The organism is Herbaspirillum sp. NPDC087042 (assembly GCF_044745245.1).
GTDB lineage: Bacteria > Pseudomonadota > Gammaproteobacteria > Burkholderiales > Burkholderiaceae_D > Herbaspirillum.
In genome coordinates this window covers 653,158-666,194 of record NZ_JBIUZW010000001.1, presented here as the reverse complement: position 1 = coordinate 666,194, position 13,037 = coordinate 653,158, and the positions used below count along the sequence as shown (strand labels likewise).

10 protein-coding genes are annotated in these 13,037 nt (G+C 64.5%); all 10 read left to right on the top strand.

Annotated elements, in window-relative coordinates:
- The first annotated feature begins 7 nt into the window (after window positions 1-7).
- The 10 genes from prsK to ACIPHN_RS02950 all read left to right on the top strand — a co-directional run bounded on the left by prsK (window position 8) and on the right by ACIPHN_RS02950 (window position 13,003).
- The gene (gene prsK / locus ACIPHN_RS02995; RefSeq protein ID WP_400432506.1) at window positions 8-2,125 is read left to right on the top strand and encodes an XrtA/PEP-CTERM system histidine kinase PrsK; all 2,118 of its coding nucleotides are present in this window, start codon (window positions 8-10) and stop codon (window positions 2,123-2,125) included.
- Complete coding sequence (gene prsR, locus ACIPHN_RS02990; RefSeq protein WP_400432503.1) at window positions 2,106-3,458, top strand: PEP-CTERM-box response regulator transcription factor; 1,353 nt, start codon at window positions 2,106-2,108, stop codon at window positions 3,456-3,458. The genes prsK and prsR overlap by 20 nt, the downstream gene beginning before the upstream one ends.
- On the top strand, window positions 3,455-5,056 hold the full coding sequence (locus ACIPHN_RS02985; RefSeq protein ID WP_400432500.1) for an acyl-CoA ligase (AMP-forming), exosortase A system-associated: 1,602 nt from the start codon (window positions 3,455-3,457) through the stop codon (window positions 5,054-5,056). The genes prsR and ACIPHN_RS02985 overlap by 4 nt, the downstream gene beginning before the upstream one ends.
- Window positions 5,046-6,305: a pyridoxal-dependent decarboxylase, exosortase A system-associated gene (locus ACIPHN_RS02980; protein ID WP_400432497.1), complete on the top strand. Its 1,260-nt coding sequence runs from the start codon at window positions 5,046-5,048 to the stop codon at window positions 6,303-6,305. Before ACIPHN_RS02985 ends, ACIPHN_RS02980 begins: the two co-directional genes overlap by 11 nt.
- Window positions 6,302-7,405, top strand: coding sequence for an acyltransferase family protein (locus ACIPHN_RS02975; protein ID WP_400432494.1), 1,104 nt, complete (start codon window positions 6,302-6,304; stop codon window positions 7,403-7,405). The genes ACIPHN_RS02980 and ACIPHN_RS02975 overlap by 4 nt, the downstream gene beginning before the upstream one ends.
- A 3-nt stretch (window positions 7,406-7,408) precedes the next feature.
- Window positions 7,409-8,962, top strand: a complete 1,554-nt coding sequence (locus ACIPHN_RS02970; protein WP_400432491.1) for an MBOAT family O-acyltransferase — start codon at window positions 7,409-7,411, stop codon at window positions 8,960-8,962.
- Between the two features lie 14 nt (window positions 8,963-8,976).
- Window positions 8,977-10,224 (top strand): hypothetical protein, encoded by a 1,248-nt coding sequence (locus tag ACIPHN_RS02965; RefSeq protein ID WP_400432489.1) that lies wholly within the window; start codon window positions 8,977-8,979, stop codon window positions 10,222-10,224.
- Between the two features lie 30 nt (window positions 10,225-10,254).
- Entirely contained in the window at window positions 10,255-11,046 is a 792-nt protein-coding gene (locus ACIPHN_RS02960; protein WP_400432486.1) for a serine protease, read from the top strand.
- A 324-nt stretch (window positions 11,047-11,370) separates the two neighbouring features.
- Window positions 11,371-12,114: a DUF642 domain-containing protein gene (locus ACIPHN_RS02955; RefSeq protein ID WP_400432483.1), complete on the top strand. Its 744-nt coding sequence runs from the start codon at window positions 11,371-11,373 to the stop codon at window positions 12,112-12,114.
- A gap of 64 nt (window positions 12,115-12,178) precedes the next feature.
- On the top strand, window positions 12,179-13,003 hold the full coding sequence (locus ACIPHN_RS02950) for a sterol desaturase family protein (RefSeq protein ID WP_400432480.1): 825 nt from the start codon (window positions 12,179-12,181) through the stop codon (window positions 13,001-13,003).
- The last annotated feature ends 34 nt before the right edge of the window (window positions 13,004-13,037 follow it).

The following is a 13,037-nucleotide window of genomic DNA, read 5'->3' as shown; positions in this document are numbered from 1 at the left end:
CCTTCCCATGTTCGGCATGCTGATGGAAGTCGCCCTGCTCAGTTACCTGGTCGCGGCATTGACCTTCTTCCTGTTGGGGGGCTTCCTGGTCCTGCGCAACAAGGGCCAGCCGCGTCGTATCGTTCTGGGCCTGACGTGCGCCATCAATGCCGTATGGGCCTTGCTGCTGGCGCTGCAACTGTGGGCGCCGACGCCCTGGCCGATGGCCGGCGCGCTGCTGGAGGTGGCGCGCAATGTGGCCTGGAACCTGTTCCTGCTGCTGCTGGTGGGGGCGTTCAACCGCGAGCGCCGTGCCACGCTCTCCAATGCCAACCGCTGGCTGGTGGTGGTGGTGCTGTTCTACGCGGTGACCCTGGCATGTACCCTGACAGTGTCTTGGCAGCAGGGCTATCCGGTGCGTGTGGGGCAGTTCACCGTGATGACCCTGTTGCGCACCGGCACGGCCATTCTCGGCCTGTTCCTGGTGGAGCAGCTCTATCGCAATACCCTTGAGGCGCAGCGCTGGGGCATCAAGTTCGCCTGCCTGGGCATGGGCGTGATCTTCGCCTACGACTTCTACATGTACAGCGATGCGCTGCTGTTCCGTCACTTCAATCCCGATACCTGGGTCGCGCGTGGTTTCGTCAATGCGCTGGCGGTGCCGCTCATTGCCATCTCGGCCTTGCGCAATCCGCGCTGGTCGCTGGGGATCAAGGTGTCGCGCCATGTGCTGTTCCATTCGGCCGCGCTCTTTGGCAGTGCCGCCTACCTGCTGGCCATGGCTTCCACCGGTTACTACGTGCGCATCTTCGGCGGCAGCTGGGGGTCGGTGGCGCAACTGGCCTTCCTGTGCGGCGCGATGGTGTTGCTGGTCGGGGTGCTGTTCTCGGGTGGCTTCCGGGCGCGCCTGCGGGTCTTCATCAGCAAGCATTTCTACAACTACAACTACGACTATCGCGAGGTCTGGCTGGCCTTCACCGGTTCGCTCTCGGCCAAGGGGCCGGATCTGGAGCAGCGCGTGGTGGAAGCCCTGGCGCGCCTGGTCGAGAGTCCGGGCGGCGCAGCCTTCGTGGTGCGCGAGGGCAACATCGAGACAGTGGCCTGCTGGAACATGGCCGTGGTGGCCGGCCCCGATGCCGCCAATGCCGAACTGCTGCGCTACCTGGGCGAGAAGCACTGGGTGATCGACCTGCTGCAGCACAAGACCGACCCCGCGCATTACCATCACCTGCCCCTGCCGCAGTGGCTGCGCGATACGCCGCGCGCCTGGCTGGTGGTCCCCCTGCATGTGCATGGCAGCCTGGTCGGTTTCGTGGTGCTGGCGCAGCCGCGCAGTCCGCTCAAGCTCAACTGGGAAGTCATCGACCTGCTCAAGATCGCCGGCACCCAGGCTGGCAGCTACATGATGCAGCAGCAGTTCGCCAATGACCTGATGGTGGCGCGCCAGTTCGAGTCGTTCAATCGCATGTCCACCTTCGTGGTGCATGATCTCAAGAACCTGGTGGCGCAGCTGTCGTTGCTGATGGCCAACGCTGAGCGCCACAAGGATAATCCTGAATTCCAGCGCGACATGATCGATACTATCGACTTCTCGGTACAGAAGATGCGCCTGTTGCTGCACAAGCTCAGTCGCAAGGATTCGGCCGAGCAGAACGAGATCATCGACCTGGACGAATTGCTGCAGCGGACCCTGCGCGCCAAGTCGGCCGGCGGCCCCAAGCCGCGCCTGATCGTGGCCGCCAGCGGCCTGCAGGTGGAGGCCGACTGGGAACGCCTGGAGCGCGTGACCGGCCATCTGGTGCAAAATGCCATCGAGGCGGTCTCGCCCACCAGCGGCCAGGTCGATGTGCGACTGGACCGCGCGGGCGAGCAGGCCGTGATCGAGATCATCGACAACGGTCACGGGATGAGCGAAGAATTCATCCGTGATCGCTTGTTCAAGCCCTTCGAGACGACCAAGTCGGCCGGGATGGGCATCGGTGTATTCGAAAGTCGAGAATACCTGCACGCGCTGGGGGGCGTGCTGCAGGTGGAAAGTACCGAGGGGGTGGGCACGCGTTTTTGCATCAGGCTGCCCCTGCATGCGGCCACGGCCGCAGCGTCGCGACAAATACAAGAGGAAACCAGTGAGTCAAAACAAGCCTAAGATTTTGATTGTGGAGGATGATCCAGGCCTGCAGAAGCAGTTGCGCTGGAGCCTCGATGCCTACGAAGTGCTGGTCGCGGGGGATCGCGAAAGTGCATTGGCGATGGTGCGCCGGCACGAGCCCGCGGTGGTGACCATGGACCTGGGCCTGCCGCCCGATCCGGATGGTGCCACCGAAGGTTTTGCCACGCTGCAGCAGGTGCTGGCGCTGGCGCCCGATACCAAGGTCATCATGCTGACCGGCAACCAGGACCACGCCCACGCAGTCAAGGCTATCAGCCTGGGGGCCTATGATTTCCACCAGAAACCCTGCAACGACGAGACCTTGCGCCTGGTGGTGGAGCGTGCCTTCTACCTGCACGCCCTGCAGCGCGAGCATCGCCGCATGCAGCAGGGCACCGGCAGTTCGCCGCTCAATGGCCTCATCACGCGCGATGCCGGCATGCTGGGCGTCTGCCGCAGCATCGAAAAAGTGGCGCCTTCCTCGGCCTCGGTCATGTTGCTGGGCAACAGCGGCACCGGCAAGGAAGTGCTGGCGCGTGCGCTGCACCAGTTGAGCCCGCGCAGCGAGAAGCGCTTCATGGCCATCAACTGTGCAGCCATCCCCGAGAACCTGCTGGAAAGCGAACTGTTCGGCTACGAGAAGGGTGCCTTCACCGGCGCGGCCAAGCAGACCATCGGCAAGGTCGAACTGGCCAATGGCGGCACTTTCTTCCTCGATGAAGTGGGCGACCTGCCCATGCCCCTGCAGGCCAAGCTGCTGCGCTTCCTGCAGGAGCGTGTCATTGAGCGGGTCGGCGGCCATACCGAGATTCCGGTGGACGTGCGGGTGATCTGCGCGACCCACCAGAACCTCAAGGAACTGACCACCACCGGAGCCTTCCGCGAGGACTTGTACTACCGCCTCTGCGAGATCGTCATCAAGATTCCGGCGTTGAAGGACCGCAACGGCGACGCCGTGCTGCTGGCCCGCCACTTCGTGCAGAAGTTCTGCGCCAAGGAAGGCCGCGCCACGCTGCACCTGAGCCAGGAAGCGCTGGACGCCATCGAAGCCTATGACTGGCCGGGCAACATCCGCGAGATGGAAAACTACATCATGCGCGCCGTCATCATGGCCGATGGTCAGCACATCACCGCCGACGATCTGGGCCTGTCGGTGGAGGGCCGCGAGGCCGAGCCGCTGAACCTGCGCCAGGTGCGTGACGAGGCCGAGCGCCGGGCGGTGGTCAAGGCCATCACGCGGGTCGACGGCAACATCCTCAAGGCGGCCGAACTGCTGGGCATCAGCCGTCCGACGCTGTATGACTTGATGAGCCGGCACGATATCAAGTGAGCATCACGCTGATCCATGAGCTGGTGAGTTCGGCCGCGCAGACGCGGCCAACCGCCGTGGCCTTGCGCTATCGCAGCCAGCAACTGGACTACGCCGGCCTTTGCGGCGGCATGGAGCAGGTGGCGTCGGCCTTGCTGGCGCTGGGCATCGGGTCTGGCGAGCGGGTCGCGGTCTACCTCGAAAAGCGCATGGAGACGGTGCTGGCGCTGTTCGGCGCGGCGGCGGCAGGGGCGGTCTTCGTGCCGGTCAATCCCTTGCTCAAGCCGGCCCAGGTGGCACACATCCTCAATGATTGCGGCGTGCGGGTGCTGGTCACTTCGGCGCAGCGCGCTCAGGTGCTGGCCGAGAGCCTGGCGCAATGCCCGCAACTGCAGACCGTGGTGCTGGTCGATGGCGACGCCGCCACCGACCTCGCCCTGGACAGCGCGCGCCAGATCGGCTGGACGCCGTTCCTGCAACTGGCGGGCCTGCCGGGCCAGCATCGTGGCCATCGTCGCATCGATAGCGACGTCGCCGCCATTCTCTATACTTCCGGCAGTACCGGCCGCCCCAAGGGCGTGGTGCTGTCCCATCGCAACCTGGTGGCGGGCGCCGTGAGCGTGGCCAGTTACCTGGGCAATCATGCCGGGGACCGCTTGCTGTCGGTATTGCCCCTGAGCTTCGACTATGGCCTGAGCCAGCTGACCACGGCTTTCCTCAGCGGCGCCTCGGTGGTGTTGCTGAACTACCTGCTGCCGCGCGACATCCTCCATGCCGTGGTGGCCGAGGGCATCACCGGCCTGGCTGGCGTGCCGCCGCTGTGGCAGCAGCTGGCGCAGTTGCCATGGCCCGAGCAGACCACGCTGCGCTATCTCACCAATTCCGGCGGCGCCATGCCGCGTCCGGTGCTGGCGCAATTGCGCAGTGCCTTGCCGCACGCCCAGGTGTTCCTGATGTATGGCCTGACCGAAGCGTTTCGCTCGACCTACCTGCCACCGGAGGAGCTGGATCGCCGGCCCGATTCCATGGGCCGCGCCATTCCCAATGCCGAGATCATGGTGGTGCATCCCGATGGCAGTCCCTGCGCGCCGGGCGAGGTGGGCGAGCTGGTGCATCGTGGCGCGCTGGTGGCCCAGGGCTACTGGAACGACCCCGAGAAGACCGCCCAGCGCTTTCGCCCCACGCCGGGCCGCGATCCCGGCCTGACCGTGGGGGAACTGGCGGTCTGGTCGGGCGACTCGGTGCGCATGGATGAAGAGGGCTATCTCTATTTCGTCGGCCGCGAGGATGACATGATCAAGGTCTCCGGCTATCGCATCAGTCCGCACGAGGTCGAAGAAGTGGTCTACGCCACCGGACTGGTGGAAGAGGCGGCGGCCATCGGCCTGCCGCATCCGCAGACCGGGCAGGCTGTGCTGGTGGTGGTGCCAGGTACGGCGCAGGTGTCGCCGCAGGCACTGGTGCAGGCTTGCCGCCAGGACTTGCCGTCCTACATGGTGCCGGCCGCAGTGCATGCCTGGCCCGATGCCTTGCCCCGCTCGCCCAACGGCAAGCTCGATCGCAAGCTCCTGCAGCAGACGCTGGCAGGACATTTTTTCCAGACCGCCGATGAACGCTGAACGTCCCGCCAAGCCAGTGCACGCCGAGCAGCGCGCCTTTCCCCTGATCGATGGCATGTTGCAGGTGGGCGGCATGGCGCTCACGCGCCTGGCCGAACGCGTCGGCAGCACACCTTTCTACGCCTATGACCGGGCCCGGCTGTCGGCGCGGGTGGCGCATCTGCGCGCGGCGTTGCCACCGGAGATCGTGCTGCATTACTCCATCAAGGCCAATCCCATGCCGGCGCTGGTGCAGTGGATGGCGCAACTGGTCGATGGCTTCGACGTGGCCTCGGGCGGTGAATTGAGCATTGCGCTGGATACGCCCATGGCGGTCCAGGACATCAGCTTCGCCGGACCCGGCAAGTCGCAGGCCGAGCTGCGCCGGGCGCTGGCGGCCGGCGTGATGCTGCACATCGAATCCGAACGCGAAGCCGAGACGGTACTGGCCATGTCCGCCGAGCTGGGCGTGCAGGCGGTGGTCAGCTTGCGCATCAATCCTGAATTCGAACTGAAGTCCTCGGGCATGCGCATGGGCGGTGGTGCCAAGCCCTTTGGCGTGGATGCCGAGCGCGCAGTCGGGCTGTTGCGCCATCTGGTCGGGCAGGGCGCCGACGTGCGCGGCTTGCAGATCTTCTGCGGTTCGCAAAGCCTGGATGCCCAGGCCATCATGCAGGCCCAGGCCAGCAGCTTCGAACTGGCCATCACGCTGGCGCAGCAATCCGGGATCGACCTGCGCATCCTCAACATTGGCGGCGCCTTCGGGATCCCTTATTTCCCGGGGGAGCGGGCGCTGGACATCGCCCCCATCGGCGCCCACCTGGCGCAACGGCTGCCGCGCCTGAAGGCGGCCCTGCCGTCGGTGCAGGTGGTCATGGAGATGGGACGCTACCTGGTCGGCGAGGCCGGCATCTATGTCACCCGCGTGGTCGATCGCAAGCTCTCGCGCGGGCAGGTGTTCCTGGTGGTTGATGGCGGCTTGCATCACCATTTGGCGGCCTCCGGCAATTTCGGCCAGGTGATCCGCAAGAACTATCCGGTCACCGTGGTGCCACGGCAAGCCCCGGCCGCAGGGACAAGCTTGCCGCGTGAAGTGGTGTCGGTGGTCGGTCCGCTGTGCACGCCGCTGGATATCCTGGCCGCGCAGATGGAATTGCCGCACGCTGATGTGGGTGACCTGGTGGTGGTGTTCCAGTCCGGCGCCTATGGCTTGAGCGCCAGTCCGACGGCTTTCCTCGGCCACCCTGCGCCGGTCGAGGTGCTGGTGTGAAGAAGGCGTTTTCCTGCTATCTGGACCTGGTGCGTTTCCTGGCCGCGCTGCTGGTGGTGATGGATCATTTCGTGGCCTATCGCATCGTCTCGCCGGCACAGGCGCAGTGGTTGCCGCAGTGGGGCCGGGAGGCCGTGGTGACCTTCTTCGTGCTCTCCGGTTTTGTCATCGCCCATGCCGCCCAGTCGCGCCAGCAGAGCCTGGCGCAATATGCCGCCGCGCGGGCGGCGCGGCTCTATTCGGTGGCCTTGCCGGCGCTGGTGCTGGCGTTCGGTGCAGCCTACCTGGTGCAAGCGCACCTGGCCGTGCCGATGCACGATGCCTATCAGGTACAGAAATGGTTTGTCTACCTGCCTTTCCATGCCCTCTATCTGGGTGAGCTGTGGCGCTTCTCGGAGACCCCCGTCTGGCTGGGCGCCTATTGGTCACTGGGTTACGAGGCGTGGTACTACGCTTTCTTCGGCGTGCTGTATTTCCTGCGTGGCCGTACCCGCCTGGTGGCCTTGGCGCTGATCCTGCTGGTGATGGGCTACAAGCTCTGGCTGCTGTTGCCGGTGTGGTATTCGGGCGTGCTGCTGTGGCGCTGGTATGGCCGCTGGCCGATCACGGCCGGCCTGGCCCGTGCCGGCATGCTGCTGGCGCCGGTCTTGCTGTTCTTCTATCTCCATTGGCAGGGTGAGATGGTCTTGCGTGCGCTGGCCGAGGCGTACTGGCCCTGGCCGGCATGGCCGCTGGGCAGCGCCGACCGCGTGCTCGGGGACTACCTGATCGGCTTGCTGGTCTTGCTCAATTTCTACTGCGCCCTGCATGCGCGCCTGTCCACGCCCGAGTGGCTGGTGCAGGTCGGGCGTGTGCTGGCGTTCTACACGTTTCCGCTTTACCTGGCGCATAGTCTGGTGATGTCTTCCTGGCTGGCCTTGCGGCCCTCTGCCCAGGGCGGCGGCGAAGAAGTGCTGGTCATCGCGGCCATCGTGCTGGCGACCTGGCTGTTCGGACAATTGTCGCGACCCTTGCGTACCGCCCTGGAGCGCTCCCTGCTGGCCCTCTGGCAGGGGCTGTGCGAGGCCGGGGGTGGCGTGCGTGGCTGGCTTGGAAAATAACAGATGCTCTTCAATTCCTTCGGTTTCCTGTTCCTCTTCATGCCGGCCGTGGTGCTGGGGTTCTTCGCGCTGGCGCGAATCCGGCGCGACTGGGCGGCCGCCTGGCTGGCGCTGGCCTCGCTGTTCTTTTATGGCTGGTGGGATGTACGCTACCTGCCGCTGCTGCTGGGCTCGATCTGCCTGAACTACCTGGCCGGGCGGCTGATCAGCCAGGGCGTGGGCGCGGCGCGCTTGCGCTGGCTGACCCTGGCCGTGGTGGTCAACCTGGCGCTGCTGGCCTATTACAAGTACGCGGCCTTTGCCATCGGCAGCATCAATGCGCTGCTGGGGAGCCACTACCCGCTGCTGGCAGTGGTGCTGCCGATCGGCATTTCCTTCTTCACCTTCACGCAGATCGCCTTCCTGGTCGATACCTACCGGGGTGAAGTCAAGGAAGTCAATTTCATCCACTACATGCTCTTCGTGACCTACTTCCCGCACCTGATCGCGGGGCCGGTATTGCATCACAAGGAGATGATGCCGCAGTTCGCCGATGCGCAGAACTATCGCCTCTCGGGGCGCAACTGGGCGGTCGGCCTGTCCATCTTCGCCATTGGCCTGGCCAAGAAGGTGCTGATAGCCGACAACCTGTCCGAGTATGCCAATGCGGTCTTCAACCAGGGCGGCTCGCCGGGGCTGCTGGTGGCCTGGGGCGGCGTGCTGGCCTACGCCTTCCAGCTCTACTTCGACTTTTCCGGCTATTCAGACATGGCCATCGGCTTGTCGCGGCTGTTCGGGGTCAAGCTGCCGCTGAATTTCCACTCGCCCTACAAGTCGCCCAACATCATCGTGTTCTGGCGCCATTGGCACATGACGCTGTCGCGCTTCCTGCGTGACTACCTCTACATCCCCCTGGGCGGCGGTCGCAAGGGCCCCGCGCGCCGCTACCTGAACCTGATGATCACCATGGTCTTGGGCGGGCTGTGGCATGGCGCCGGCTGGAATTTCGTCATCTGGGGCGCGCTGCATGGCGGCTACCTGATGATCAATCATGGCTGGCAGGCATTGTGGGGATCGCATGGCAAGGGGCGGGGCGGCCGGCTGGGCCAGGTGGCCGGCGTGGCACTGACCTTCGTGGCGGTGTGCGTGGCCTGGGTGTTCTTCCGCGCCACCGATCTCACGCGCGCGCTGGAGATCCTGCGCGGCATGCTGCTGATGTCGGGTATCGGCTTGCCCGACGCCATCGGCCTGCGCCTGGGCGATGGCCTGCGCGGCTGGCTGGAGCAGCATGGCGTGGTGTTCTACCTGGGCGGCGGCGCGCGCTTCGTGCAGACCTGGCTGTGGGTGGGGGCGGGCGCCTTGCTGGTGTTCTGCTGCCCCAATACCCAGCAGATCATGCGTCACTTCGAGCCGGCGCTGGCCGAGAAGGGCGTTGATCTTGCCGCCGGACGGGTCGTGCCGATGGCGCGCAGCGGCTGGCAACCCCAAGTGCGCTGGGCGTTGTGGATAGGCGTGTTGCTGGTGCTGAGCCTGCTGTCGCTGAACCGGCCGGCCGAGTTTCTTTACTTCCAGTTTTGAGGATGGATGCCGGCATGAATGAGAGCCGTCGCTTTTCGCGTTTCCTGATCTGGCTGCTGGCGGCGGTGCTGCTGGGCAGCGCGCTGGTGGTGGCCACAGTCGTGGCCATCGACCCCTATCGCCTCTACCAGGTGGTGCAGTTGCCGGGCTGGTCGCCGCTGCGCCCGGCGCCCGAGCATTTCCAGGAGGAGATCAAGCTCACGCTGGCCCGCAAGCTGCAGGCCAATGTGGTGGTGCTGGGCAATTCGCGTGCCGAGTGGGGCTTTGATCCATCCCATCTGGCGACCGGCCCCGGCAAGGACGGTGTGGTGCCGTACAACCTGGCGATCTCCGGCAGTGGCATCCATACCTCGCGCAGCGAACTGGCTTACCTGCGTTCCGTGCAGGCCATGCCGCAGCGGGTGGTCATGGGCATGGAGTTCCTCGATTTCCCGGTCGACGGTGGTGCCAAGCCGCCGGCACAGGTCAAGGAAGGCTTCCCCATCGACGGCGTCAAGTGGCGTTTCGATACCCTGTTCTCGATGACGGCCCTGGCCGACAGCCTCACTGCCATTCGCGTGCAACGCGGGCTGGAGGCGCCGCTGGTCACGGCCAACGGCTTCAATCCCATGCTGGAATACGCCAAGTACGCCCGCGACGAAGGCTACTACGCCATCTTCCGCCAGCGTGCCGAGGAGTATGCCGCCACCTTCCAGCGCCGGCCACGCCAGCTGGCCTATCGCGCCAGCGGCACCTCGCCGGCCTGGGACGACCTGCGCGCCATCCTGGCCTTGGCGGGCAAGGACAAGCGCGTGATGCAACTGGTGATCTATCCCTACCATGCCCAGATGCTGGCCCTGTTCGAGCAGACCGGCCTGTGGCCGCTGTTCGAGCAGTGGAAGCAACGACTGGCCGAGGAAGTCGCACAAGCCCAGCGCGATTACCCGGATAGCCAGATCAGCCTGTGGGATTTCAGCGGCTTTTCGAGCTACCAGTGCGAACCGATTCCCGCCAAGGGCGACCGCCGTACCAGCACACGCTGGTATTGGGAGGCAGGGCATTTCAAGAATGCCCTGGGCCAGCGGGTGCTGGAGCGCCTGAACCTGGGCCTGGTCGATCCGCAGGCGCCGGCGCAATTCCCCGGGGTCTTGCTGACACCGGCGAACCTGCAGCAGGATCGCCAGCGCATCGCCGAGGAGCGCGCCACCTGCCTGCAGGCGCAGCCGGCCATCTTCGCCGAGGCACAGGCGCTGGCGGCGCGTGCGGCCAAGGCCGGTCCCTGATATCCCGCAGCAACAAGGAACGTCGCTATCATGAAAATCCCCCGTTACTCCCTGGCAAGCGGCTGGCGTCGCCTGCTGCTGCCCATCCTGGGCCTGCTGGCCACAGGGGCGGCCGGTGCGGCCAGTGCGGCCGACCTGGTGCAGACCATCCAGACCGTCAAGCCTTCCATCGTCGGTATCGGCACCTACCTGGCCTTGCGCAGCCCGGCGGTCAGTTTTGTGGGGACCGGATTCGTCATTGGTGACGGCTTGACCGTGGTCACCAACGCCCACGTGGTGCCGGCCGTGATCGACGACGAGCGCAAGGAGAGCCTGCGCGTGCTGGTTCCCAAGGGCGGCGGTGCGGCCGAGCCGCGCGAGGCGGTGCTGGTGAGCCTGGACAAGCTGCATGACCTGGCCGTGCTGAAGATGAGCGGCCCGCCCTTGCCGGCCTTGCGGCTGGGGGATTCGGCGTCGGCCAGGGAGGGGCAGATGCTGGCCTTTACCGGTTTTCCGCTGACCTCCATCCTCGGCTTCCATCCGGTCACGCATCGCGGCATGGTGTCGGCCATTACCGTGGTCGCGACCCCGGCCCCCAATTCGCGCACCCTGGATGCCAAGGCCATCGTGCAACTGCAGCGCAATGCCTACGAGGTGTTCCAGCTCGATGGCACCGCCTATCCGGGCTTCAGCGGCAGCCCCCTGTACGACCCCGAGACCGGTGTCGTGCTGGGCGTCATCAACAAGGTGCTCAATAGCACCAAGGAATCGGCCATCACCGCACCCAGCGGCATCACCTATGCCATCCCGGGCAATTTCATCCGGGATCTGCTGGGCAAGTAGGGGCGAGGGCAGCCAGGAGCGGGTGTCGGTAAATTTGACAGCGCGGCATTGGCCCGCGAAATTTATTGTTTATTCGATAACTACTGGGTTTGCGGGGCGCTTTGCCTGGCGCGCAAAGTGATGTCAATAGAACAAGTGGTGTCAAGCTTGTCGATGAAATTTACAAGGCTTTGGATGTTGCGTAACAGCATGTTAATATTTTTGCCTTGATAATTTTAAGCTATTGATTTTGAAGGGAATTATTTTTTCTCTATTTGACATTTATCATTGGCACGCTCTTTGCTACCTATCGATTGTTATTGTCAAAAAGATCACGTTCATATCATGAAAAAATTCTTCGCCACGCTTGCAGTTTCCGCAGTCAGCCTGATCGCCACTTCCGCTTTCGCCACGTCGACCAATCTGGTCGTCAACGGTGGTTTTGAAAATGTCACCAACGGTGCCGGCAAGTTCAACAACGCCAGCGCCTCCAACCTGCGTGGCACCACGGTCGCTACCGGCTGGACCTCGTCCGGCTATGCCTTCATCTTCACCCCGGGCTCGGCCGACACCACGGGTGCTGGTCCTTCCGGCCTGAAGCTGTGGGGCCCCAACGATGGTTCCAACAACGGCCTGACCACCAGCCCGACCGGTGGCAACTTCCTGGCCTCCGATGGCGTGTACCAGATCGGTGCCATCCAACAGATGATCAACGGCCTGGTGGCCGGCCAGACCTACCAGCTCAGCTTCGACTGGGCCGGCGCCCAGCAGTACAACTTCACCGGTCCCACCACCGAAGGCTGGCAAGTGAGCCTGGGTTCGCAGACCTTCAACACCCCGACCATCAGCAACGTGAACCACGGTTTCACCGGCTGGCGCAACCAGACCTTCACCTTCACCGCCACCGGCGTCAGCGAAATGCTGTCCTTCCTGGCAACGGGTAGCCCGAACGGCCTGCCGCCGTTCTCGCTGCTCGACAGCGTCTCCCTGGTCGCCGTTCCGGAACCGGGCAGCGTGCCGATGATGGCCATTGGCGCCCTGGCGCTGGCCGCCGTGGTGGCGCGTCGTCGTCGTCAATCGCAGCGTTAAGCAATACGGTAGTCAGGCGGGGAGCATCTGCTCCCCGTTTCGTTAGTTTGAGAGAATAGTGGCCATGAGCCTGTTGCAATCCATCCTGTCGCATCTGCCTGGCTTCGCCACGGACGTGTTTCGCCTGTGTCTCTGGCTGGTCTTGCTGACGGCCTTGTTCGCGCCCCTGGAGCGCTGGTTCGCGGTGCGCGACCAGAAGCTGGACAAGCGCGCGCTGGTGCAGGATCTGGGCTTCTATTTTCTGAGCAGTCTCACGCCGGCGCTGGTCATGGGCTTTCCCCTGGCCCTGATCGCCGAGCTGGGCCGTGGCATCCTGCCGGCCGCTGTGTTGCAGACCACTGCATCGCTGCCGCTGCTGCCGCGCCTGTTGCTGGCCTTCGTGATCGGTGAAGTCGGCTTCTACTGGGGACACCGGCTCAGCCACGAGATCCCGTGGCTGTGGCGTTTCCATGCCGTGCATCATCGGCCGCAACAGATGTATTACCTGGTCAATACCCGCGCCCATCCGGTGGACCTGGTGCTGACCCGCCTGTTCGGCTTGACGCCCCTGTACCTGTTTGGCCTGGCCGGACCGGGTGCGGCCGGCACCGCCACGCCGGTGGCGGTGATCCTGATTGGTACGGTGTGGGGTTTCTTCATCCATTCCAATGTGCGGTTCCGTTTCCGGCCGCTGGAGTGGGTACTGGCAACACCGGTGTTCCATCACTGGCACCACAGCCGGGTTGATCATATCAATCGCAACTATGCCTCGACCTTCCCCTTGCTGGACCGCCTGTTCGGCACGTATTACCTGCCGCAGGCCTGGCCGGCCGATTACGGGGTGGCATCGGACCTGCCGGAAGAGGGCGCGGTTGAAGTAACCAAGGTAAATACAGTTGACTCACGGTAAGCTTGTGGTGTTGCGGGCGTTGTATTTTTTGTTT